Origin of the sequence: Streptomyces sp. NPDC002176 (assembly GCF_044903645.1) — a bacterium.
Classification (GTDB): Bacteria; Actinomycetota; Actinomycetes; order Streptomycetales; family Streptomycetaceae; genus Streptomyces.
Map to the genome: position 1 here is coordinate 922,394 of NZ_JBJDQW010000002.1, position 23,355 is coordinate 945,748.

The 23,355-nt window shown below is 73.3% G+C and carries 16 protein-coding genes; 4 read left to right on the plus strand and 12 right to left on the minus strand.

Annotated features, from left to right (window positions below; translation table 11 throughout):
- Positions 1-161 precede the first annotated feature (161 nt).
- Entirely contained in the window at positions 162-1,664 is a 1,503-nt protein-coding gene (locus tag ACI2LY_RS12465; RefSeq protein ID WP_404707120.1) for a PspC domain-containing protein, read from the plus strand.
- A complete protein-coding gene (locus ACI2LY_RS12470) occupies positions 1,651-1,866 on the plus strand; it encodes a hypothetical protein (protein ID WP_404707121.1) in 216 nt (71 codons plus the stop codon). The genes ACI2LY_RS12465 and ACI2LY_RS12470 overlap by 14 nt, the downstream gene beginning before the upstream one ends.
- 51 nt (positions 1,867-1,917) lie before the next feature.
- Here the strand turns inward: ACI2LY_RS12470 and ACI2LY_RS12475 are convergent, their stop codons facing one another.
- The 4 genes from ACI2LY_RS12475 to guaA form a co-directional block, all read right to left on the minus strand.
- Positions 1,918-2,436, minus strand: coding sequence for a DoxX family protein (locus tag ACI2LY_RS12475; RefSeq protein WP_393595838.1), 519 nt, complete (start codon positions 2,434-2,436; stop codon positions 1,918-1,920).
- A gap of 140 nt (positions 2,437-2,576) precedes the next feature.
- On the minus strand, positions 2,577-3,863 hold the full coding sequence (locus tag ACI2LY_RS12480; RefSeq protein ID WP_404707122.1) for a hypothetical protein: 1,287 nt from the start codon (positions 3,861-3,863) through the stop codon (positions 2,577-2,579).
- Between the two features lie 194 nt (positions 3,864-4,057).
- On the minus strand, positions 4,058-4,852 hold the full coding sequence (locus ACI2LY_RS12485) for a class II aldolase/adducin family protein (RefSeq protein WP_404707123.1): 795 nt from the start codon (positions 4,850-4,852) through the stop codon (positions 4,058-4,060).
- Positions 4,853-4,997: 145 nt separating this feature from the next.
- Positions 4,998-6,578 (minus strand): glutamine-hydrolyzing GMP synthase, encoded by a 1,581-nt coding sequence (guaA, locus tag ACI2LY_RS12490; RefSeq protein WP_404707124.1) that lies wholly within the window; start codon positions 6,576-6,578, stop codon positions 4,998-5,000.
- 319 nt (positions 6,579-6,897) lie between these two features.
- Here guaA and ACI2LY_RS12495 point away from each other — a divergent pair, with 319 nt between their 5' ends.
- On the plus strand, positions 6,898-7,167 hold the full coding sequence (locus ACI2LY_RS12495; RefSeq protein ID WP_404707125.1) for a chorismate mutase: 270 nt from the start codon (positions 6,898-6,900) through the stop codon (positions 7,165-7,167).
- 697 nt (positions 7,168-7,864) lie between these two features.
- On the opposite strand, the gene ACI2LY_RS12500 is transcribed toward ACI2LY_RS12495, so the two are convergent.
- The 8 genes from ACI2LY_RS12500 to ACI2LY_RS12535 all read right to left on the minus strand — a co-directional run bounded on the left by ACI2LY_RS12500 (position 7,865) and on the right by ACI2LY_RS12535 (position 22,045).
- Positions 7,865-9,694, minus strand: coding sequence for a GMC oxidoreductase (locus ACI2LY_RS12500; protein ID WP_404707126.1), 1,830 nt, complete (start codon positions 9,692-9,694; stop codon positions 7,865-7,867).
- A gap of 54 nt (positions 9,695-9,748) precedes the next feature.
- Complete coding sequence (locus tag ACI2LY_RS12505; RefSeq protein ID WP_404707127.1) at positions 9,749-11,362, minus strand: succinic semialdehyde dehydrogenase; 1,614 nt, start codon at positions 11,360-11,362, stop codon at positions 9,749-9,751.
- A 125-nt stretch (positions 11,363-11,487) separates the two neighbouring features.
- A complete protein-coding gene (locus ACI2LY_RS12510) occupies positions 11,488-12,354 on the minus strand; it encodes a serine/threonine-protein kinase (protein WP_404707128.1) in 867 nt (288 codons plus the stop codon).
- A 65-nt stretch (positions 12,355-12,419) separates the two neighbouring features.
- Positions 12,420-14,015, minus strand: a complete 1,596-nt coding sequence (locus tag ACI2LY_RS12515; protein ID WP_404707129.1) for a serine/threonine-protein kinase — start codon at positions 14,013-14,015, stop codon at positions 12,420-12,422.
- A gap of 82 nt (positions 14,016-14,097) precedes the next feature.
- Complete coding sequence (locus ACI2LY_RS12520) at positions 14,098-15,684, minus strand: serine/threonine-protein kinase (protein WP_404707130.1); 1,587 nt, start codon at positions 15,682-15,684, stop codon at positions 14,098-14,100.
- A gap of 72 nt (positions 15,685-15,756) precedes the next feature.
- On the minus strand, positions 15,757-17,316 hold the full coding sequence (locus tag ACI2LY_RS12525) for a serine/threonine-protein kinase (RefSeq protein WP_404707131.1): 1,560 nt from the start codon (positions 17,314-17,316) through the stop codon (positions 15,757-15,759).
- Positions 17,317-17,483: 167 nt separating this feature from the next.
- Positions 17,484-19,931 (minus strand): protein kinase, encoded by a 2,448-nt coding sequence (locus ACI2LY_RS12530; RefSeq protein ID WP_404707132.1) that lies wholly within the window; start codon positions 19,929-19,931, stop codon positions 17,484-17,486.
- Between the two features lie 161 nt (positions 19,932-20,092).
- Complete coding sequence (locus ACI2LY_RS12535) at positions 20,093-22,045, minus strand: serine/threonine-protein kinase (RefSeq protein ID WP_404707133.1); 1,953 nt, start codon at positions 22,043-22,045, stop codon at positions 20,093-20,095.
- 171 nt (positions 22,046-22,216) lie between these two features.
- Between ACI2LY_RS12535 and ACI2LY_RS12540 the strand changes: the two genes are divergently transcribed.
- Entirely contained in the window at positions 22,217-23,341 is a 1,125-nt protein-coding gene (locus ACI2LY_RS12540; RefSeq protein ID WP_404707134.1) for a serine hydrolase domain-containing protein, read from the plus strand.
- Positions 23,342-23,355 lie beyond the last annotated feature (14 nt).

The window sequence follows — 23,355 nt, forward strand, 5'->3', positions numbered from 1 at the left end:
GATCTCCGGCCGACCGACCGAGCACCGGCCGAGCGCCGAGCGCGGGCTCGGAGCGGAGCCCGGAGTCGAACAAATCCCCGGCCCGTCTCAGGGGAGATTTCAGGGTTCGACCAGGGTCGACCCGACTGCCCTCACGGCTCCCGGCCCGTCACCATGGACACATGACGGATCACGAGCACGCCGCGACGGGTCCGGGACCCGGCTCCGGCCCACGCCCGGACTCGGGCACCGGGCCGACGGATGCCGCACCCGCCGCGCCGGAGCGGACGGGCCCGGCGGACAGTACGGATGCGCAGGACACAGCGGAGGGGAACACCGCGGCAGGGCACCGGCCCGGCACCGCCGAGGCCCCCCGCCGCTTCCGCCGCGACCGGCGGCACAAGACGATCGCGGGTGTGTGCGCGGGCCTCGGCCGCCAGACGGACATGGACCCGGTGATCTTCCGCATCACCCTGGCCGTGCTGGCCGCGACCGGCGGCATCGGCCTGGTCTTCTACGGCTTCGCGTGGCTCCTCGTGCCGTACGACGACGAGGAGGAGAACGAGGTACGCAAGCTGCTGACCGGCCGGGTCGACGGGCAGGCGCTGGCCGCCGTCCTGTTCGCCCTGATCGGCTGCGGGGTCATCCTGACCACCCTGCGCAACGGCGGGGTGCTGACCTTCGCCGTGGTGCTCTCCCTGCTGCTGGCCGGGGCCGGGTACTGGTCACGGCACCGGGCCACCGCCGACCCCGCCCCCTCCCCGAGTGACGAGCCGAAGTCGCCCAGGGGCCACCCCATAGCCGCTCAGGCCGCGGCGGACGCCCCGCCGGAGACCCAGGCACCGCCGATCTACTACAGCGGGCCCTCCTGGTGGCGTGACCCGATCGTCAAGGACGGCACCCATGTCGGCGGCACCGGGTACTTCTGGGGTCCCCGCGACGCCGCCGAAGAACACGTCATGCCCTGCCCGCCCCTCGACTTCGTCATGCAGCTCCCCTGGCCCCACTCCCTCGCCGGACGCACATCGGGCGACAAGCGGCCCAAGCCCCGGGGGCCGCGCTGGATCAGCGGCTGGGTGTTCCTGCTGGCCCTGCTGGCGGGCGGCCTGGGCGGCAGCCGTACCTGGGGGACGCGCCCGCTGGCCACCAGCCTCCAGACCGGACTGGCCTGCGCCCTGGTGGTGTTCGGACTGGGCATAGCCGTCAGCGCCTTCCTGGGGCGCACGGGAGGCGGGTCCGCCTTCCTGGCCCTGGTCACGGCGCTGCTGCTGGCCGGAAGTGCCGCGCTGCCGGGCGATGTCACCTCCCACTGGAAGCACACGGCCTGGCGGCCGACGGCCACGGCGGACGTCCGTCCGGTCTACGAGCTGGGGTCCGGCTCCGCCACCCTCGACCTGACCGGGCTGCACCTGACCAAGGACCAGACGGTGGCCACCAGGGCGGGACTGGGAGCGGGCCGACTGAAGCTGATCGTCCCGGCGGACGCGACGGCGGTGCTGAGTATCGATGTGGGGGTGGGCGACATCCGGATGCCCGGTGACGACGGCAAGGACGTGGACGTGCGGCCGGGCAGGCACGAGACGGCGAACCTGGCTCCGGACAGGAGCAGCAAGGAGACGGGTGTGCTGCGGATCGATCTGCATGTGGGCGTCGGACAGGTGGAGGTCAGCCGTGCTGCGTCATGAGTTCCAGCCCGGACGGCTGGTCGGCGGCATCTGCCTCGCCGTCGCGGGCGCCCTCTACCTGGGGGACGTGCAGGGTCTGTGGGAGGTGCCCTGGTTCACGGCGATCCCCCTGGCCGTCGGCGGCCTGTTCCTGGCGGGTCTGACCACCGCCCTCACCCGCGCGATACGCCGGCGAAGTGGGACGGAGGACGAGAAGGTCTGAGGGCGGCTGCCCGGCGCCGCCCCGCCAAGCCCAGCCCAGCCCAGCCCGGATCTAGCGGTAGCCCCCCGACCGGCGTCGGCGGCGGTCCCGGAGGGAGGCGTCGACGGAGAGATAGGGGGTGCCCGCCAGGACGAGCGGGAGCCAGGCCATCAGGTAGGCGAGGTCGTTGCCGTAGTAGTAGGGGCTGGAGGCCCAGCTGACGGTCAGCCACAGGCTCAGCGAGATCAGCGCGCCGCCCAAGGCGGCCAGTCGGCCGAAGAGTCCGATCAGGATGCCGATGCCCACGGCCAGCTCACCGAGGGCGATGGCGTAGCCGAAGCCGACGGGGCTCTTCAGGGCCAGGTCGACGAGGGCCGGGATGGCGGAGGAGTCCCGGACCCCGCGCATCGTGTCGCCGAGCGAACCGGCGCCGGCGGCCTTCATGAAAGCGCTGTCGGTGAGCTTGTCCAGGCCCGCGTAGACGAAGGTGACGCCGAGGAAGATCCGCAGCGGGAGGAGGGCGTAACGGGTGGCGGTGGCCCGCCAGTCACGGTCCCCGTCGAGATGGGAGGTGCGCGTGTCCGTCCGCATACCGTGAGTCATCACTTCAGTCGCCTCTCGCCCGCCGTGCCGGACCCCTCACACGACGATACGTATGACGAAGGGAGCCGGTTCAATCCTCTCCCGGGCGTTTTCCGGATATCGGCGCACCCTGCGGGGCGTAAGGGGGCTCAGTCCGTCACTTCGATGGGGTAGCGGTTGGTGGCCAACCCGGCGGCCGTCACCACCTGGACCTCCACCGCGCCGGGCTCCACCTCGACCGGCACCGGGACGGTGAGGACGCTGTCGGTGGGGTTGCGGAAGCCTCCGGCGACCGGGATCAGGGGCACATGGACGTCGACCGCGCCGATGCGGACGACCATGCGGGCGAGGCGGTCGGCGCCCTGGGCGCCGGGCGGGACGAAGCCGGTGCCCCGGATCTCGATGTCGTCCCCGGTGCGGATCGGCCCGTCCAGGTCGCCGGGCTCGCGGGCGCGGACCACGGAGAGGACCACCGGACGGCCGCCCTCGGCGTACTTGCCCGCCAGGTAGGTGGCCGCCGAGATCAGCACCAGCACGGCCAGCCCCCAGGGCAGGTCGGGCAGCTGGTCGGGGCGGCGGCCGAGGCGGACGGCGGCGAAGACCAGGGCGACGGCGCTGATGACGACGTACTGGATGTCGGCGAAGGCGCCCCGGCCCGCGTCGTCGGTCAGCAGGTCGGCGGCGCGCGGCCGGTGCGCGGGGACCTTCTGGAGCCGCTGGCCGAGGACACGGAGTCCGACCACCCGGCGCACCAGGACGGAGATGCCGCACACCACGGCGAGGACGGTCACCACGCCCGCGCCGCGCGCGAGGTCGAGACCGGCGAGGAGGGCGTCGCGTTCGGCGGGGTCGGAGGCGGCGGCGAGGCGGCCCGCCAGCAGCAGGACGGCGTAGGCGACGAAGAGCACCCAGCAGGCCGCGACCGTGCGGGAGGTCGACATCCGGTTGTCCTCGCCGATCATCGGGGCCAGCGCCCCGCCCCGCGCCCGGTGGAAGAAGCCGGCGAGGGTCAGCGCGCCCGCCACGGCCACCGCGGCGAGCAGTCCGGCGGTGCGGGCGCTGCTCCAGCCCGCGCCGATCGCGGTGAGGGCCTGGGCGAGCAGCAGGACCACCACGGCGCCCCAGGCCAGGAACGCCGTGCGGGTCCACAGCCCGGCCAGCCAGGCGTCGCCCTCGGCGCGGCCCCGCTCGGCGACCGCCTCGGCGCGCTGGGCCAGTTCGGCGGAGATCCACTGGCGGGACGCCGAGGCCGAGTGCGCCACGGCCGGGGGCAGCCCGCGTCCGGCGGCGAACTCGTCCCGCCCGCGGAGGAAGGCGGCGACGGCCCGCCGGTGCCCCTCGCGCGCCCCGTGCGGGCAGTCCCCGCACGCACAGCCGCCGCCGTGGGCCCCCGCGCCGTCCGCCGCCGCGCTCTGCCTCGCCTCCTGCACCGCCACGACCGACGCCCGCCTTCCCCGCTACCCGAGATCCCGGAATGCGGCCGTCACGCACAGTGCGTGCGGTGGCCGAGCAACTCCCCTGTGAACAAGGCGAATTGTGCCCTACGCCGGGCACCCCCGGTTCGCCGGTCCGCGCAGGGCGGAAAGGACCGCCCATCCTGCTGACCCACTCGCACGCCCGTGCGAGACGCTCAGCTCAGCAGGTCGGGTTCGCTCTGGCTGATGTCCCGCCACAGGGGCTGGTAGTTGATCCAGGCCACGAGGTCGCCGCCGAGCTGTTCGCGGGTGGCGACGGCCTGCCGATGGTCGATCAGGACGGGGCGCCCGGCGGCCTCGGCGGTGAGCTGGACCTGGCAGGACCGTTCCATGGACATGAACCACCAGGCGGCCGCGTCCACCGAGTCGCCCACGGTGAGCAGGCCGTGGTTGCGCAGCACCAGGGCCTTGCTGGAGCCGAGCACCGAGGCGATGCGGCGTCCCTCCTCGGCGTCGACGGTGACGCCGGTGTAGGCGTCGTAGAGCGCGGTGTCCTCGTAGAAGGCGCAGCTCTCCTGGGTGATGGGGTCGGGGACCTCGCCGAGGGCGGCGAGGGCGCGGCCGTGCGTGGAGTGGCAGTGGGCGACGGCGACGACGTCCGGGCGGGCCGCGTGGACCGCCGCGTGGACGGTGAAGGCGGCCTGGTTGACGTGGTAGCGGCCCTCGACGACCTGGCCGTCCTGGTTGGCCAGCACGAGGTCGCTCACGGTGACGTGCCGGAAGGGCATCCCGAAGGGGTTGACCCAGAAGCAGTCGCTGAACTCCGGGTCGCGGGCGGTGATGTGGCCCGACACGCCGTCCTCGAACCCGGCACGCCCGAAGAGGCGCAGGGCGCCCGCGAGGCGTTCCTTCCGGTGGCGCCGCTCGTCGTCGACCGACTCGTGCATGGGCGGCATGGCGAACCGCAGCTTGTCGGTGGGCAGCGGCGAGGGAGGGGTGGGCCGGTGCATGAGTCCTCCAGCGCTGGGGGTGCTTTACGGACCGGAAGTTACCGTCGGGTGGCGGGGTACCAAAAGAGGCCGGAGTACCAAAAGAGGTGGAACGGCCGGAGCCGTTCCACCTCGGGCGGAGCCGGTCAGCGGACCGGCGCCGGGGTCACTCCCACTCGATGGTGCCCGGCGGCTTGGAGGTGACGTCGACGACGACGCGGTTGACGTCGCGGACCTCGTTGGTGATCCGGGTGGAGATCTTCGCCAGCACGTCGTACGGCAGCCGCGACCAGTCGGCGGTCATGGCGTCCTCGGAGGAGACCGGGCGCAGCACGATCGGGTGGCCGTAGGTGCGGCCGTCGCCCTGGACGCCGACCGAGCGGACGTCGGCGAGCAGCACGACCGGGCACTGCCAGATCTCGCGGTCGAGACCGGCGGCGGTCAGCTCCTCGCGGGCGATGGCGTCGGCCTCGCGCAGCAGGTCCAGGCGGTCCTTGGTGACATCGCCGACGATGCGGATGCCGAGGCCGGGGCCGGGGAAGGGCTGGCGCTGGACGATCTCCTCGGGCAGGCCGAGCTCCTGGCCCACCATGCGGACCTCGTCCTTGAACAGCTTGCGCAGCGGCTCGATGAGCTGGAACTCGAGGTCCTCGGGGAGGCCGCCGACGTTGTGGTGCGACTTGATGTTGGCGGTGCCGGTGCCGCCGCCGGACTCGACCACGTCCGGGTACAGGGTGCCCTGGACCAGGAACTCCACGGCCGGGCCCTCGTCCGCGATGATCTCGGCCTGGGCCTGCTCGAAGACGCGGATGAACTCGCGCCCGATGATCTTCCGCTTCTCCTCGGGGTCGGACACCCCGGCGAGCGCCTTGAGGAAGCGCTCCTCGGCGTCGACGACCTTCAGCTGGACGCCGGTGGCCGCGACGAAGTCCTTCTCGACCTGCTCGGTCTCGCCCTTGCGCATCAGACCGTGGTCGACGTAGACGCAGGTCAGCTGGGAGCCGATGGCCTTCTGGACGAGGGCGGCGGCGACGGCGGAGTCCACGCCGCCGGACAGGCCGCAGATGGCGCGCCTGTCGCCGACCTGCTCGCGGATCGCGGCGACCTGCTCCTCGATGACGTTGCCCGTGGTCCAGGACGGGGTCAGGCCCGCGCCCCGGTACAGGAAGTGCTCCAGCACCTGCTGGCCGTGCGTGGAGTGCATGACCTCGGGGTGGTACTGGACGCCGTAGAGCTTCTTCTCGTCGTTCTCGAAGGCGGCGACCGGGACCACGTCGGTGGAGGCGGTGACGGTGAAGCCCTCGGGGGCTGCGGAGCAGGCGTCGCCGTGGGACATCCACACGGGCTGCTCGTCCGGGGTGCCCTCGAACAGGGTGGAACCGGACATGGAGACGTGCAGGGGCGTACGGCCGTACTCGCGGGCGCCGCTGTTGTCGACGGTGCCGCCGAGGGTCTGCGCCATCAGCTGGAAGCCGTAGCACATGCCGAAGACGGGGACGCCTGCCTCGAAGAGGGCGCCGTCGAGCTGCGGGGCGTTCTCGGCGTAGACCGAGGAGGGGCCTCCGGAGAGGATGATCGCCGCGGGGTTCTTGGCGAGCATCTCGGCGACCGGCATGGTGCTGGGCACGATCTCGCTGTAGACCCGCGCCTCGCGGACGCGACGGGCGATGAGCTGGGCGTACTGCGCGCCGAAGTCGACGACCAGAACGGTGTCGGGGGCGTCGGCAGACTGGGTCGCTGATGACACGGGGTGCCTTCCGGCGGTTGGGCGGGGGTCTGTATGACCGATTCTAACGGGGTGGGCGCCGACCCCCTCCCGGACGCCGGAGGAGATGTCCACAGGGGGTCCGAGCGGTCCGGCGGCCGTGGCATACTGACCCCGTGTTCACCCAGACGACGTTCCGCTTTACCTATGGCACCGGGCCCGCCGGCTGCCATGGTCGTTCTGCTTGAGCACATAACAAGCGACTTCCGACAGGCGCTCCGGGCCGACAAGGCCCGGAGCGCCTGTCGTCTTTCCGGGTCCTGCCGGTCCGGGGCGGCCATCAGCCACCAGGAGCCCCGACATGAGCACCGCCACCCCGCACACCGAGTCCGAGCGGACCATCGACGACGCCCGTGAGCGGATCGACTCGCTCGACGACCGGATCATCGGTCTCGTCCAGGAGCGGATGGCCGTCTCCTCCGTGGTCCAGCGGACCCGGATCGCCTCCGGCGGGCGCAAGGTGAGCCTGTCGCGCGAGATGGAGATCCTCGGCCGCTACCGGGACGCCCTCGGCAAGCCCGGCACCGCGCTCGCCATGACCCTGCTGGAGCTGTGCCGGGGTCGTATCTGAGTTCGGTGCCGCTCTCACCCGTACGGCGCGTGACCGGCTCGCGCACCGCTTCGTTGAGCCCCATGTCCGTGCCAGCCAGGGGCGGGCCCGACAGAACCACGCGTGGCTCGCCGGGGCGATGAGGGGTACGGGTCGTGCCGTACGCCGTGGGACCTCGTCCCGGAGAAGTGACCGGACGGCAGGGGACAGCAGGCCGGTCACCCAGGAGAAACGGTCGGCTCCGGGGACGCCCGGAGCCGTCCGGCGGACAACTGCACAGCTGAACCAGTGCCGGACCGGACGGCCGCGGACGCCTCAGGGCGTGCGGTACGCAGCGCACCCTCCCCCATGTCCCCGCGCGACCCCCCGGCACCCTCCCCCGCACCCCCACCGCCCTCAGGTGCGGGACCACCGAGGCGGGCGGCGCGACCCCCCGGCGCCGCTTCCCCGGCACCGGCACACCTCCCTGACGCCGGTACCGAAGACGAAGGGCCCCGCGGCCGAGTCCCGCGGGGCCCTTCGTCATGCCCGCACCCATATGTGATCGACGCCACATCGGAATACCGGGCTCCGGCACAACCCCCGGCCGTCCTCGCGCATCGAACCAGGCACCGGGATCAAGAAAACGGTGAGAATCGAGGGACCTGCGTTCGGAGGGGGACGCAGGTCCCTGTTCTCTTTCCGAGCCCCCCGAGCGCCCTCTTTCCGAGCCGCCCGTTCACCCCTTCTTGCGTGGCACCTCCGGCACCGCCAGCAGCGGCAGCCGCAGCGCGCCGAAGGCGTCCGCCGGGACCGCCGGAGTGCGCGGCGCCACCGCCTCCAGCCGCTCGTACGCCGCCCCCGGCACCGGCCGCGGGTCCGCCTCGCCCTTGTTCGGCCAGTACGACATGGCCCGCTCGGCCTGCGCGGTGATCGTCAGCGACGGGTTGACGCCCAGGTTCGCGGAGACCGCGGCGCCGTCGACCACCGAGATGCCGGGGTGGCCGTAGAGCCGGTGGTACGGGTCGATCACCCCGGTCTCCGGGGAGTCGCCGATGGGGCAGCCGCCGAGGAAGTGCGCGGTCAGCGGGGTGCCCATCAGCTCGCCGACGTTGCTGCCCGCGAAGCCGTTGATCTCGGCGGCGAGCGCGGAGGCGGCCTCGGTGGCGGCCTTGATCTGGGTCGGGTTCGGCGCGCCGTGGCCCTGCCGGGCGGTCAGCAGCCCCTTGCCGACGCCGCCGGGCTTCAGATACGTGGTCAGGGAGTTGTCCAGCGACTGCATCACCAGGCCGATGATGGTCCGCTCCGACCAGCGCCGGTTGGAGACCGAGCGGGCCAGCTGCACCGGGTGCCGGACCGCCTGCGCGAGCCAGCCGAGGACGCGCGAGGAGCCTTCGGTGTAAGGCACCTGGAGGATGGTGAGACCGCCCATCGAGTTGGAGCCCTTGCCGTAGCGGACCGGCTCGATGTGGGTGTTGGCGTCCGGGTGGACGGAGGACGTGATGGCCACCCCGCGCGTGAAGTCGACCTTGTCCGCGCCGTGCGCCTTCCGGTAGCGCCGGTCGTCGGTCTGGGCGCCGACCAGGGCCTCGGAGTTGGTGCGGGTGAGGTCGCCGAGCCGGGCGGAGAGGTGGGGCAGCTGGTGGTTCGCCTTCATGCGGTGCAGCAGGGTCTGGGTGCCGTAGGTACCGGCCGCGAGGACGACCCGGCGGGCGGTGAAGAGGCGCCCCTCACCGGTGCGTTTGCGGTCGGTGGGCAGGGTGGCGACCGCGTAGCCGCCGCGCGAGTCGTCCGTGACGGAGACGACGGTGGTCAGCGGGTGCACCACCGCGCCCGCCTTCTCCGCGAGGTACAGGTAGTTCTCGTTGAGGGTGTTCTTCGCACCGTGCCGACAGCCGGTCATGCACTCGCCGCACTCGGTGCACGCCCGGCGCGTGGGCCCGGCACCGCCGAAGTACGGGTCCGCGACCTGCTCGCCGGGCCGCGCCTTCGCCGTACCGTCGGCGTCCTCGCCGTCCCCGAAGAACACGCCGACCGGCGCCATGTGGAAGGTGTCGCCGACGCCCATCCGCTGCGCCGCCGCCTTCAGGTGGGTGTCGGAGGGGGTGGTCGTCGGGTTGAGCCGGACGCCGAGCATGCGCTTGGCCTGGTCGTAGTACGGCGACAGCTCGTCCTGCCAGTCGGTGATGTGCCGCCACTGGGGGTCCTCGAAGAACGGCTTCGGCGGCACGTAGAGGGTGTTGGCGTAGTTGAGGGAGCCGCCGCCGACGCCCGCGCCGGCCAGCACCATGACGTTGCCCAGCAGATGGATGCGCTGGATGCCGTAGAGGCCGAGCCTCGGGGCCCAGAGGTAGTTGCGCAGGTCCCAGGAGTTGCGGGGCAGGGTGGCGCGGGTGAAGCGGCGGCCCGCCTCCAGCACACCGACGCGGTAGCCCTTCTCGGTCAGGCGCAGGGCGGTCACCGAGCCGCCGAAGCCGGAGCCGACCACGAGCACGTCGTAGTCGTAACCGTCGTCGCGCCCTTCGCGCCCTTCTTCGGTCCGGGTCTGGGCAGTCTTCTCCTGCGGCACGTGCTCTCCTCGTCGAGAACGGTGGTGGAACGGGCGGATCTGGTCGGGACGGGGTCAGCGGAAGCGGAACGCCTTCATCACCCGCAGGCTGCGGCTCATGAAGGCCGCGTACGCGGCGTCGTCCATGCCGAGCGAGGGCGCCATGGGCAGCAGCCGCTGGCGGGCGACGGTCTGGGCCTCGGTGTACTTGAGGATGCCCTCGGAGCCGTGGCGGCGGCCGAGGCCGGAGTCCTTCATGCCGCCCATCGGGGACTGCGCGCTGCCGTACGCGGGGGCGTACCCCTCGTTGACGTTGACCGTGCCGGTGCGCAGCCGGGCGGCGACCTCCATGCCGCGCTTCGAACTGGTCGTCCACACCGAGGCGTTGAGGCCGTACGGCGTGGCGTTGGCGCGCTCCACGGCCTCGTCGTCGGAGCCGAAGCGGTAGACGGAGACGACCGGGCCGAAGGTCTCCTCGGCACAGACGGACATGGTGTCGTCGACGCCGTCGAGGATGGTCGGCTCGAAGAAGTACGGGCCGATGTCGGGCCGGGCCACCCCGCCCGCGAGCACCTTGGCGCCCTTGGCGACGGCCTCGGTCACATGCGCCTCGACGGCCTTGAGCTGGCGTTCCCCGGCGAGTGAGCCCATGTCGGCGCCGTAGGCGAGGGCGGTGCCGAGCCGCATGGCCCTGGTGCGGGCGGCGAAGCGCTCCAGGAAGGCGTAGGCCACCGACTCGTGCACGTACAGCCGCTCGATGGAGATGCAGAGCTGCCCGGCCGAGGAGAAGCAGGCGCGTACGGCACCGGCGGCGGCCTTCTCGATGTCGGCGTCCGCCAGGACCAGCATGGCGTTCTTGCCGCCGAGTTCGAGGGAGACGCCGATCAGGCGGGCGGCGGCGCCCTGGGCGACCTCGCGGCCGGTGCGGGTGGAGCCGGTGAAGGAGACGTAGTCGGCGTGCCGGACGATCTCCGGGCCGACCACCGGGCCCTCGCCCAGGACCACTTGGAAGGCCCCGGCGGGCAGTCCGGCCTCGATGAGCAGGTCACGGGCCCACAGGGCGGTCAGGCAGGTCTCGGTGTCCGGCTTCATCACGACCGCGTTGCCGGTGACGAAGGCGGGCAGGGCGTCGCCGACGGAGAGTTCGAGCGGGTAGTTCCAGGGTGCGATCTGTCCCACGACCCCGCGCGGGTGGCGCAGTTCGGTCACCTTCGTCAGGGTCGGCATGGCGCCGGTGTGCCGCTTGGGCCGCAGGTAGGCGGGGGCGCGGCGGCCGTAGTGCCGGGCGGCGACGACGACGGCCTGCACCTCCTCGTGGGCGTGCAGCCGGGCCTTGCCGGTCTCCAGCTGGATGAGGTCGAGCACCTCCGACTGGCGCTCCAGCAGCAGGTCGTGGAAGCGCAGCAGCACGGCGGCCCGTTCGCGCACCGGGGTCCGCTCCCACACCCGCTGGGCGGCGCGGGCGGCCTCGAAGGCGGCGGCGACGTCGTCCGGGGTGGACTCGGGCAGGTCGGCCAGCTTGGCCCCGGTGAGCGGGGTGTGGTTGCTGGTCCGGCCCGAGCCGGTGACGCCCTTGGTGAGCTGGACCACCAGTTCCGGGGTGACCACGTCCGAGGCGGTGCGCACGCCCTCGGGGGCCGGGGCGATCGGGTTGGTGCCGGTGACTTCCAGGGCCTGCGAGTCCGTCATGAGCCGCAGGGTATGCCGGGGGGCGGGCTTTCGGTACCCGTCGGTAACGGGGTTTCACCGGCCGCACACATCCCGCCAGTGATCACTGGCGGTAAATGCGCTGATCAGGGCGTTGTCAGCTCCGCTCACTCGGCTCCGGGTTTTTTCGACAGCAGGAGTCCGAGGGCCGCGAGCGGGGTGCGGCGGACGGCGGGGGCGGGCGTCACGACGGTCTGCACGGGTTCCGTGCGGGGTTCGGGTTCCGGCTCCTGGACCCGCACTCCGGCGCATCTCTCCAGCACCGCCGCCACCTCCGTCGCGTCCGGCCGGGCGTCCGGGTCCGGGGCGCGCAGGCGGTCCAGCAGCGGGCCGAGCGGGCCGGGGTCGCCGTCGGCCATGGCGGCGAGCAGCGCGCCGAGCGACCACAGGTCGGAGGCGGGCCCGGCCCCGCGCCCGGACGCCCGCTCCGGCGCGACGAACCCCTCCGGCGCGTCCTCGGTGTGCCCGTCGCCGATCCCGAAGTCGGTGACGACTACCCGTCCGGTGCCGGACTCGATCAGCACGTTGGCGGGCTTGATGTCCCGGTGCACGATGCCGACCGCGTGCGCGGCGCGCAGGGCGCCCAGTACGGCGAGCCCGATCCGGGCCGCCTCGGCGGGCGGCAGCGGACCGCGCCGTACGGTCTCGCGCAGCGACTCGCCCTCGACCCACTCCATGACGATCCAGGGCAGCCCGTCCTCGCTGACCACGTCCCGGAGCCGGACGGCGGAGGGATGGCGCACCCGGGCGGCCGCCCCGGCCTCGCGCTGGAGCCGGTGCGCGATCCGCCCGCTGGCCTCGTCCCCGGCCGGATCGCCGGGCAGCCGGGGCTCCTTGACGGCGACCGTGGCACCGTCCCGCTCGTCGCGGGCGCGCCAGACGGTGCCGGTCGGCCCGGCCCCGACGCGTTCGAGGAGCCGGTAGCGGCCGCCGAGCGGAGGTCCGTCGGGCGAGGGGGCGCCGTCTTCACTCATGCCTCATGAGTACCGCGCGCACCGGGCGCTTGTCGACGCGGTACGCGCCCTCAAGTCGGCTGGTTTCAGGGCTTGTCGAAGCGCAGTCCGGCGATGGCCTCCTTGGCCACCTCCTGGCCGCGCGCGGTGAGGTCGCCCTTGCCGGGATAGCCGACGACGAGCTTGTACATGTCGCCGGAGGTGGTGCGGTAGTAGAAGAGCTGGAGTTCGCGCGGGAGCGGGTTCTGCGTGTCGTCGGTGGTGTAGGAGACGGTGTTCCGCGCCGCCTTGCGCCCCTGGTACGTGGCCGAGCCGTCCGGCCTGGTCTTCGCGCCGCCCGGCATGTCGAGCTGGTACGCGCCGTCCTTCTTGAACTTCTCGTCGTCGGCGTACATCTGGGCGGCCGCGTTGCTCTGGATGTCGTTCAGGGAGTCGTCGCCCTTGCGGCCCAGGCTCAGTACGACGGAGACGGCTCCGCTCCAGTCGGTGTACGACACCCAGTTCTTGTCGGTGTCGTCCTTCTTGGGGAGCTTCACCTGGTAGCTCTCCGGGACGGCGAGGGTGGCGTCCAGCGCGGGCGCCTTCCGGTCGGTCCAGCCGTCGGGCAGCGGGCCCGCGAACGGGTCGGCGAGCACCAGCCAGCCCGCGACCGCGGCCACCACCACGACCGCTCCGGCCCCGAGCCACATCTTCCTGCCCGGCCGCCACCTGGGTGCGGCCATCGTGCGCGGCGGCGGCGCCGGGGGCCGTACGGCGGCCTCCAGCAGGGCCCGTACCCGCGGTGCCGTCGGCCGGGCGGCCGGGTCCTTGCGGAGCAGGCCGTCGATGACCTCGGCCAGCGGGCCGCGCGCGGCGGGCGGTGCCGGGGTGGCGTGCAGCACGGACTGGAGGGTGGCCGGGGTGTTGCTGCGCCGGAACGGCGACACGCCCTCGGTCGCCGTGTACAGGACGACCCCGAGGGACCACAGGTCGCTCGCCGGGCCGGGCCGTCGGCCCAGCACCCGTTCCGGCGCGGTGTACTCGGGCGAGCCGACGAAGCCGCCGGTGTCGGTGAGCTGGGTCTCGCCCTCGATCTGGGCGATGCCGAAGTCGGTGAGGACGACCCGGTCGTGCCGTCCCAGCAGGACGTTGTCCGGTTTCACGTCCCGGTGCAGGACGCCCGCCGCGTGCGCGGTCTCCAGCGCGCCGAGCACATCGAGGCCGATCCGGGCCGCCTCGCGCGAGTCCAGCGTGCCTTCCTGGAGGGCGCTGCCGAGCGAGCGGCCGTGCACCAGCTCCATGACGATCCAGGGGCGGCCGTCGACCACGGCGACGTCGTGCACCTCGACCACGGCCGGGTGGTCGAGGCGGGCGGCGGCGCGGGCCTCGCGGCGCATCCGCTCGAAGACGTTGCCGCGTTCGCGCTCGGAGAGGTGGTCGGGCACGCGGGGTTCCTTGACGGCCACCTCGCGCTCCACCGTCTCGTCCCGGGCCCGCCACACCGTGCCCATGCCGCCGTGCCCGAGCTTGCCGAGCAGCCGGTACCGTCCGGCGATCAGCCGTCCGGCGCCCGGTTCCTCGGGCGGGGGCGGTTGCGCGGGTACGGCAGGCTCGCGCGGCGGACCCGCGTCCTGGTCCGGCGGGCGCAGTACAAAACTCGTCGTGTCGTCGGCCGCGCGGCCGACTCCCCCGTCGCTGCTCATGGTTCATGCCTACCAAGCGGTCCGCACGCGCAGCCAGGGGGAGCACGAACCGGTCACAGACCCGTGACCAAGCGGGGCCGGTTCAGCGGGCCGTGACGGTGAAGGTGTCCACGGCGACGTCGAAGTGCTCGCGGGCCTCGCGCACCTTGCCGACCGGGCCCGACACCCACACGTCGTACATCCGGCCGTCCTCCTCCCAGCACAGGTCGTAGGTGTGCCGGGCGCCCTCGGCGGGGCTGTAGCCGTTCCAGGTGAACTCCCAGAGCGCGGCGGGGTGTTTCTCGTGGCTGGTCTCGGTGACCCGGCCGTCGCGGTAACCGGGGTTGCTGTCCGCGCCCTCGGCCGCGAGGCGCTCCAGGACGGCGGCGGGGCCGCCGGGTTCGGGCGGGGAGATCTTGATGCCGAGGCGGAAGGTCCCTCCGGCGGAGAGGTAGAAGACGCGCTCGCCCTGCCGTTCGCGGGTGAAGCCGTCCGGCACGGCCAGGGCGAAGCCCGCCGGGTCGCGGACGGTGCGGTACCCGGAGGGTGCCGTGGTGCGGGTGGGGCCGGGGGTCCGGGAGGCGGCGGGGGCGCCGGGCGCGTCGCCGCCGCCGTTCCGGTGCTCGTGGAACATCAGCACCGCCGCCGACACCGCGGCTCCGGCCACCGCGGCGATCAGCAGGGCGCCGATCAGCCTCGCCCGTCTCGGGGGACGGCGGGTCGGCGCCGGTGCGGCGGGGCCCTGCGGTACCTCGGGCGCGGCGGGCGGGTGCGGTGTGTCGGACTTGGCGCCGCGTACCCCGCCGAGCAGCCGGAGCGTGCGGGCGGCGGCCGGGACACCGGACGCGGGCGGCACCCGGCCGGTGTCCAGGTAGGTGCGCAGCATCCGCTCGGCGTCGGCCGCGCCGAGCCGCAGCTCGGGATCGCGCTCCAGCAGGCCCCGGATGACGGGGAGCAGCGGACCCGCCTCGGCGGGCGGCCGGATCTCGTCGGTGACGACGGCGTGCAGGATGCCGCCGAGCGAGTCGCGCCGGAAGGGCGACTCGCCGCTGAGCGCCGCGCACAGCAGCGCGCCCAGCGACCACAGGTCGGACGCGGGCCCGCCGCGCAGCCCCGACATCCGCTCCGGGGCGGTGTATTCGGGCGAGCCGACGAAGGACCCGGTCTCGGTGAGGGTGGTGGCGCCCGCGACCCGCGCGATGCCGAAGTCGGTGAGCACGACCCGGTCGGTGCCGGACTCCAGAAGCACGTTGGCGGGCTTGATGTCCCGGTGCAGCACCCCGGCCGCGTGCGCGGTGGCCAGCGCGCTCAGCAGATCGGCGCCGATCCGGGCGGCCTCGGCCGCGTCCACCGGGCCATCAGCGGCGATGCGCTCGGCGAGCGAGCAGCCGTCGATCAACTCCATGACCAGGTAAGGCCGTTCGTCCTGCTCGACCACGTCGTGCACCACGATGATGTGCGGATGCCGCAGCTGGGCGACCGCCCGCGCCTCGCGGAAGGAGTGCTCCCGGCGCCTGCGGGCGTCCTCCTCCGACAGGGAGTCGTCCAGGGTGAGTTCCTTGACGGCCACCTGACGGCCCAGCACCAGGTCGTCGGCCCGCCAGACGACGCCCATACCGCCGCGTCCGATGCGCGCCTCAAGGCGGTAACGGCCCGCGATCACACGGAGGTCGTGCCCCTCGGTCCCCATGGGGCCCATCATGCCGTACCGGACGTATCCCCTCCGGGGCGCTGACCGGCCAAGCTCCGCGAGCTGAGCCGGTCACCCCTCCTGGAAACTCCGCAGAATCCAGTTGAACTGCTTCTTGGTGGTGGCCCAGTCACCGGCCGGGGAGGACGCGTAGATGGCGTACTCGGTGTCGTCGCCGTTCATGTAGCCGACATCGATGGCGTGGTACGGGCCCGGGAAGTAGTGCGGGCCGTCCTTGGCCAGGGCGTTCCACGTGTACTCCCAGCGGGCGCCCGGCTCGTCGCGGAACACCTCCTCCTTCAGCGCCAGCCGCTGGTACCGCAGCAGCCGGGGGGAGACCCGCTGGTCCAGATCGGTCAGGTGCTCGTAGGAGGTGCGGAAGTCCGGCTCGGTGTCTACGGCGACCCGGACCAGGTGCTTGCCCTTGTCGGGCGAGTAGTCGACCTGGCGGAGGCCGTCCTGGTCGATGGAGACGGAACGCTTCCAGCCCTGGGGCAGGGAGAGGCTGAAGCCGACCGGGTCGTCGTACCGCTCCCAGCCGTCGGGGACGGTGCTGGAGCTGTTCGTGGCCGACGCGGAGGCGGAGGGGCTTTCGGAGGGGGCGCCCTCGTCCGTCGTGTGGTGGCCGCCGCCCCATTGGAGGTAACCGGCGGTCAGGCTCGCGCAGAACACCAGGACCGCGGCGGCGGCCAGCGTGAGCACGCGGGTACGGCGGCCGCGCCGGGGCGGGGCGGGGGCCACCGGGGTGACGGCGGTGTCCCGGGCGACGGGGGCGACCGGGTGCGGGAGCGGCGGTGCCACCGGCACGGTCCGCGTCTCCCGGCCCGCGGCCGCGTCGTCCAGCATGCGCTCGGCGGTGTGCAGGTCAGGGCGCCGGGCGGGGTCCTTGTGCAGCAGCGCGGCGATGACCGGGCCGAGGGCACCGGCGTTGCGCGGCTCCTCGGCGTTCTCCTCCACGACGGCCTGCATGGTGCCCAGCGCCGAGGTGCGGCGGAACGGCGAACGCCCCTCGACGGCGGTGTACAGCGTCGCGCCGAGCGCCCACAGGTCGGAGGCGGGACCGGGATCGTGGCCGCGTATTCGCTCCGGCGCGAGGTAGTCGACCGAGCCGACGACTTCACCGGTACGGGTGATGGTGGAGTCGCCCTCGATCTGGGCGATGCCGAAGTCGGTGAGCAGGACCCGGCCGTCCCGGCCGAGCAGGACGTTGCCGGGCTTCACATCGCGGTGCAGCACGCCCGCCGTGTGCGCGGCGCGCAGCGCCCGCAGCACCCACAGGCCGATCCGGGCGGCCTCGCGGGACTCGATCCGGCCGCGCTCCTTGACCGCGTCGGCCAGCGACTCGCCCTCGACCAGCTCCATCACGATCCAGGGACGGCCGTCGTGTTCGAGGACGTCGTGCACGGTGACGACGGCGGAGTGGTTGATACGCGCCGCGGCGCGGGCCTCGGCACGGGTGCGGGCCAGCAGCACATGCTGGTCGCTCTCGGAGACGTACAGCGCCGCGGTCAGCTCCTTGACGGCGACCTTCCGGTGCAGCACCTCGTCATGGGCGCGCCACACCCGGCCCATGCCGCCGCTGCCGATGGAATCGGTGAGCCGGTAGCGGCCCGCCACGAGCTGGCCCTGCATCTGATTCACGTTGCCCCGCAATGTTCTTGTCAGGGTCAGACTAGGGACCGCTCCCCGCCCAGGGAACCGGCGGGGGGCCACGGAAACAGCACTGTGACGGTTGTCGCTTCCGCACATGCCGGGAACCGAACGCCCGCTTCCGCAACGGGCCCTGTCGGTGTGTCGCCTCAGCCGGTGTAGCGGTAGGTGGCCGTCGCCTGGTCGTACAGCCGGGTGACCTCGTCGCGCTCCGCCTCCGGGCCGCGGACCTGGACGATGTGGTACCGCCCGTTCAGCAGCATCGCCATGTTGCGCACGAACAGGTCGCGGCCCTGGGCGTCGGTCCAGGTGAACTGCCCCTCGGCCATGACCCGTCCGCCCACCTCGATGGTGCGCAGCCCGGACGCGGTGGCCCAGCTGGAGTCGCGGTACGGCTGCAACTCCCGTTCCTTGTCCCGCTGGTACACCATCGGGTCGCTGCCATAGGTGGCGGTGCTGTCCCGGCCGGGCACGACGACCAGCTCGAAGCTCTCGCGCGAGTAGACGACTTGGCCGCTGCTGTTGCGCGGCGCGTGGCTCCAGCCCTTGGCGACGGCGACCTTGAAGCCGGCCGGGTCGGTGCGCAGGGTGAAGCCGTCCGCGGCCGCACCGCCGCCGGTCTGGGTCTCGGTGGCGGGCGAGGAGGCGGTCGGCCCGTCGTCCGGGGCGCTCTCCCCGCCCGACGGCCGCTCCGCGCGGGACGGCGCGGGACTCGCCGCTCCCGCACCCCCGGTCCGGTCGGCGCTCTCGCCCTGCTTGGGCATGAACATCACCGCGTAGGCCACGGCTCCGGCCAGCAGCAGGAAGACGAACAGCAGCAGGACGCGGCCGAGGCTGCGCGGCGAACCGGTGGCCTCCTGCCGGGCCCGCTTGTGCCTGCCGTGCGGATGGGGCACCGGCGCCCTGTTCCGGCGCCGCCACCGGGCCAGTTCGCCGCGCCGTCGCACGATCGGCAGCCGGGTCGGGTCGGCGGGCGGCACCGGCACCACATGGGCACCGGCGTCCGGTTCGGGCGCGGACCGCACCAGCGAACGCAGCCAGCCGTTCAGCTCCTCGAAGTCCAGCCGCTCGGTGGGGTCCTGACGCAGCAGCGACTCCACGACCGGGCGCAGCGGCCCGCACTCCTCGGCGTAGGCGGGCGGCTCCGCGCAGACCAGCTGCACCAGCTCGGCGGTGGACTCCTCCGGGTAGGGCGCGTGGCCCTGGACGGCACGGAAGAGCAGCGCGCCGAGCGCCCACAGGTCGGTCGCGGGACCCACCGGCGCGGCCAGCTGCCAGTTCTCGTGCACCGGCCCGGCCTGCTCGGGCGCCCACCGCTCGGTCACCGGCCCCACGACGGTCATCCGCATGTGCCGCGCCCGCTCGGCCGCGATCGCGGTACCGGGCCCGCGCCGCGCCCCGGCGGCCTCCGGCTCGTCCCACCCGGACCCGCCCGGCCCGCCGTTCTGCGCGGGCAGCGCGGGGCGCGGCGGAGCGGGCACGCCCGGCTGGGCCGGGTTCAGCGGATAGGGCGGTGCCGCCTCCTGGCGGGCGGGGGTGCCGGGGCGGGGTGCGGCGCCGTGCCAGGGCCGCCCGGCCACCCCGTACGGGTCGGCCACGGAACCGGGCGGTGTTCCGCCCTCCCCCGCGATCTCCCCCTCGGCGGGCGTACGGGCTCCGGGCAGGGCGGTACGGCCGCCGCGCTCCGTCTCCTGCACGCGGGCGGCGGCCCGGGCACCGGCACGGTACGCGGCGATGGCCCCGGCGCGGGCGGCCCGGATGTCGTCCCCGGTCTCCGGCACCCGCGGCCGGACCGGGACGACGGCGCCGGAGTCGCCGTTCGAAGCGGGTGCGGGCAGTCCGCCGGTCACCCGCGCCTGAATGGCGGCACGCCGTGCGGCCTCGGGGTCCGCGTCGGCGGCGGCCGCCGCGGCCGTACGGGCCACGGCACCCCCCGCCGTCGGTCGGTGGTCCGGCGCGGGCGGCTCCTCCGGACCGTCCTGGGCCGGGACGGGGTCGTACCCGCACAGCGCCTCCTCGGCCGCGCCGACCGCGAGGCCGGTCAGCATGACCCGGCCGTCGTCGCAGACCAGGACCGTGCGGGAGGTGATGTTGCGGTGAGTCCAGCCGTGGGCGTGCAGTACGCGCAACGCCATCACCACGTCGGCCGCGACCTCGGCGGCCCGGTACGGCGACAGCGGCTGCTCGGCGAGCAGCGCGGACAGCGGGCGCGCCGACACCGCCTCGCTGACGATCCACAGCGAACCGCCCTCGGCGAACACGTCGAAGACCTGGTCCAGGCGCGGATGGTCGGGTATCCGGGCCGCCGCCTGCGCGGCCTCCACGGCACGCCGGACGGCAGGGTCCTTGGGCGTACGGGTGGCGCTGCGGCCCGCCGGGGCACGACGGCCACGCTCACGCGCGGTGAACCCCTCGGGCAGTCCCTCGGCGTCGATCACCTCGGCCTCGACGACCTCCGGCAACGGCACCTGACGGACCAGCACCTCCTGCCCGCTGTAGGTGTCGAAGGCGTACGTCTCGGTGAGTTCGTACTCGTCGGAGGGCGGCAGCGGCAGGCGGTAACGGTCGGCGAGCACCCGTCCCGCGTACTCGTCCATGCCCGCCACCCCCCTGCCGTTCCGGTCGCCCGCGATCGTTCACCGCCCGTCGGGCGTCACACCCGGCTGCGTACGGTTCTCAACCATTCACGATACGTGCCGGAGGCAACCCGCACCGGGGGGATGACCGATTCCCGGCTCCCAACCCGAACTCGTTCAGGTCACGACTTGGGCTCGAAGGACGTCGTGAGCGTCTTCCAGGTGTCCTCGCGCAGCGTGTCGTCCCAGTCGGAGCTCTTCGCCGTGTACATCAGCGCGTGCCCGAGGTGGTCGTTGACCTTGAAACCCCGGTCGATGGAGCGGTACTTGGTGCCGCCGTCCACGTAGGTGAACTCCCAGTCGGCCGTGGCCCAGCCCCGGTAGTCCACCTTCGCTATGCGGATGCGGTCGTACTGGGAGCGGACCATGCCGTGTTCCTGCCTCTGCCAGTCGGCCACCGGGTCGCTCTTGGGCGTGCTCGTCCAGGCGACGAGCAGCTTCTGGCCGTCGGGGCCGGTGTAGCGGTCGCCCGCGTCGCTGGCCGACACGTACTTCCAGCCCTTGGGCAGGCCGATCGAGTAGCCCTGGGAGCTCTTACGGGTCGTCACGACGGGGGCGCTGCCGGAGCCCTTGTTCCCGGAGGAGCCGGAGGAGGAGTCGTCGTCCGGATCGCCGCTGCCGCCCTTGCCGCCGGAGTCGTCGGCGGTGCTCGCGTCACTGGCCTCGCCGGAGCGGGAGCCGTCGGTGGCGGGCGCGGAACCCGAGCCGTCCGGGCCGGTGCCGCCGCCCTTGCCCGTGTCCCGGTTGGTGGAGGAACTCGCGCTGGGCGCGGCCTGGGACCCGCCGGTCCCCTTGTCGTCGTCGCCGAGCGTGAGGACGAGGACGGTGCCGAGCACCAGCACGGCCAGGGCGATCACCGCGGCGACGATGATCAGCGTGCGCTTGGGCACCACGTCGGTGAGCGATGCCTTCGGCATGGGCCTCGGCGCGAGATCCAGGTCCGGCGGCGGCATCACGGGCCAGCTCGAACTTGGCTTGTTCGCGCTGGCGTTCGGCGTGTCGGAACCACCGCGTCCACCGGCACCCGTCGACGCCGTGGTGCCGCTCTTCGGCCGGGCGACAGCGGCGGCCGACGCGGCCCCGGCCGCCTTGCGGACCGAGCGCAGCGCCCCGCGGACCTTGTCGCCGGACTCCTCCCGCTTGGTCTCGGGGGAGTCGGGCTGCGCCGGGATCGGCACGACCCGCGTGGCGTCCAGCGGCTCCGCGTCATTGGCGCGGATGACCTTGTTGAGCATGGCCCGCGCGCCCGCGTCGTCGAGCCGCTGGGCGGGCTCCTTGGTGAGCAGCCCGTGGATGACGTCGGCCAGCGGGCCCGCGTTCTTGGGCTCCTCCGGGTTCTCGGTCATCACGGCGGTCAGGGTGGCGATGGCCGACCCCTTGTCGTACGGCGGCACGCCCTCGACCGAGGCGTACAGCAGGCCGCCCAGCGACCACAGGTCGGCGGCGGGACCGGGCTTGTGGCCTCGGGCCCGCTCCGGGGAGATGTAGGAGGGGGCGCCGACGAGCATGCCGGTGGAGGTGATGGACGGGTCGCCCTCGACCTGGGCGATGCCGAAGTCGGTGAGCACGACCCGGCCGTCCTCGGCGATCAGCACGTTGGACGGCTTCACATCACGGTGCAGGATGCCCTCGCGGTGGGCGGAGCGCAACACGTCCAGCACGGCGAGCCCGACCTCGGCGGCGCGACGGGGCGTCAGCACACCGTCCTCACGGATGACCTCGGCCAGGGACTTGCCCTCGACCAGCTCCATGACGATCCACGGCCGGTCGTCCTCGTCGACCACGTCGAAGACCGTCACCGCGCTGTTGTTGCGAATCCGGGCGATCGCCTTGGCCTCGCGCAGGGTGCGCGTGATCAGGCGCCGCTTCTCCTCCTCGTCGATGTTCGACGGGAACCGCAGCTCCTTGACCGCCACCGTCCGGCCCAGGGTCTCGTCCTCGGCACGCCAGACCGTGCCCATGCCGCCCCGGCCCAGCACGTCCCCCAGCCGGTACCGCCCGGCGAGAAGACGACGCTCGTTCTTGCCCTGACGAGTCTCCTGACGGGATGAACCCGCCCGCTCCGCCTCCGACATGCGTCCCCTCATGCAACCCGCCCTGACAGAGCCTTCATTGTCCCTCACGTGACAACCGGCCGACGCCCAGGGGGCCCCTCTGGGCGCACCTCGTCCGCAGCGTCGGCGCACCCCCTGAACCAGATGTTCCAGTTGCCGGGATGATGTCCCCCGACACGGAAGGAGCCAGGGATGCCGACCCTTCGGACAGTCTTGTCCATACCGGTTCTCGTGGCTCTGCTGCTCACCCCCACGGCTCCCGGCGCGACCCCCGCCGCCGGATTCTCGGACACTGTGCTTCCGCTGCTGGTCAGCGAGGGTGGAGCCCCCGCCGCTGCCCTGCTCGCGCAGGACCGTCATGGCACACGCCGCGCATGGCGCTACGCGGACGCGGGCCGGGGTATCGCCCGTGCCGACCATTTCCGCGCCGGGAGTGTCACCAAGACCTTCGTGGCGACCGTCGTGCTGCAACTCGCCGCGGAACACCGGCTCTCCCTGTCCGACACCGTCGAACAGCACCTCCCCGGACTCCTGCCCCGACTCCGCGCCGGGACACGGCACTCCGGCGAGGAATCCCGCATCACCCTGCGCGACCTGCTCACCCACACCAGCGGTATCGCCGACTTCACCGACGCCACCCAGGGCCTGGCCCCGCTGACTCCCCTTCAGGCCGTGCGCATCGCACTCACCCTCCCCTCGGGCCGCGCGGGCCACCACTCCTACTCCAGCACCAACTACGTCCTGCTCGGCATGGTGATCCGTCAGGTCACCGGCCGCTCCTACGCCGCCGAGGCACAGCGCAGGATCATCGCCCCGCTGGGCCTCACGGGCACCTCCTTCCCCGGCTCCCGCCGCTCCCTCCCCTCGCCACACGGCCGGGCCTACGCCGCCGACGGCTCCGACGTCACCGAACTCGACCCCCGCGTGGCCGGGGCGGCGGGCGAGCTGGTGTCCACGCTCGACGACCTGGACCGCTTCTACGCGGCCCTGCTCGGCGGCGACCTGCTGCCCCCGCGCCGGCTGCGCGAGATGCTGGACACCCGGGCCGCACAGGGCGCGTACGGCCTGGGCCTGTATCCGGCCCGGCTTCCGTGCGGGCTCACCGTCTGGGGACACAACGGACGGATCGCCGGTGGCTATGTGCGCGTCGCGGCCACCGCCGACGGCGGCCGCGTCCTCACCTTCCGCGTGAACACGGACGCGAAGACGGACCCCCGGCTCGAACGGGCCCTGCTCGCCGCCGAGTTCTGCCCCCGCACCTGGCAGAACGAGCGGGCCGGGAACGGAGATCCCGAACCCGGCCACTCGTTCGAGTGAACCGACCTCAGTCC

Coding starts and splice junctions, on each gene's coding strand:
- ACI2LY_RS12465 (WP_404707120.1), top strand. CDS start 162: ATGACGGATCACGAGCACGCCGCGACGGGTCCGGGACCCGGCTCCGGC.
- ACI2LY_RS12475 (WP_393595838.1), bottom strand. CDS start 2,436: ATGCGGACGGACACGCGCACCTCCCATCTCGACGGGGACCGTGACTGG.
- ACI2LY_RS12485 (WP_404707123.1), bottom strand. CDS start 4,852: ATGCACCGGCCCACCCCTCCCTCGCCGCTGCCCACCGACAAGCTGCGG.
- ACI2LY_RS12495 (WP_404707125.1), top strand. CDS start 6,898: ATGAGCACCGCCACCCCGCACACCGAGTCCGAGCGGACCATCGACGAC.
- ACI2LY_RS12505 (WP_404707127.1), bottom strand. CDS start 11,362: ATGACGGACTCGCAGGCCCTGGAAGTCACCGGCACCAACCCGATCGCC.
- ACI2LY_RS12510 (WP_404707128.1), bottom strand. CDS start 12,354: ATGAGTGAAGACGGCGCCCCCTCGCCCGACGGACCTCCGCTCGGCGGC.
- ACI2LY_RS12515 (WP_404707129.1), bottom strand. CDS start 14,015: ATGAGCAGCGACGGGGGAGTCGGCCGCGCGGCCGACGACACGACGAGT.
- ACI2LY_RS12520 (WP_404707130.1), bottom strand. CDS start 15,684: ATGGGGACCGAGGGGCACGACCTCCGTGTGATCGCGGGCCGTTACCGC.
- ACI2LY_RS12525 (WP_404707131.1), bottom strand. CDS start 17,316: ATGCAGGGCCAGCTCGTGGCGGGCCGCTACCGGCTCACCGATTCCATC.
- ACI2LY_RS12530 (WP_404707132.1), bottom strand. CDS start 19,931: ATGGACGAGTACGCGGGACGGGTGCTCGCCGACCGTTACCGCCTGCCG.
- ACI2LY_RS12535 (WP_404707133.1), bottom strand. CDS start 22,045: ATGTCGGAGGCGGAGCGGGCGGGTTCATCCCGTCAGGAGACTCGTCAG.
- ACI2LY_RS12540 (WP_404707134.1), top strand. CDS start 22,217: ATGCCGACCCTTCGGACAGTCTTGTCCATACCGGTTCTCGTGGCTCTG.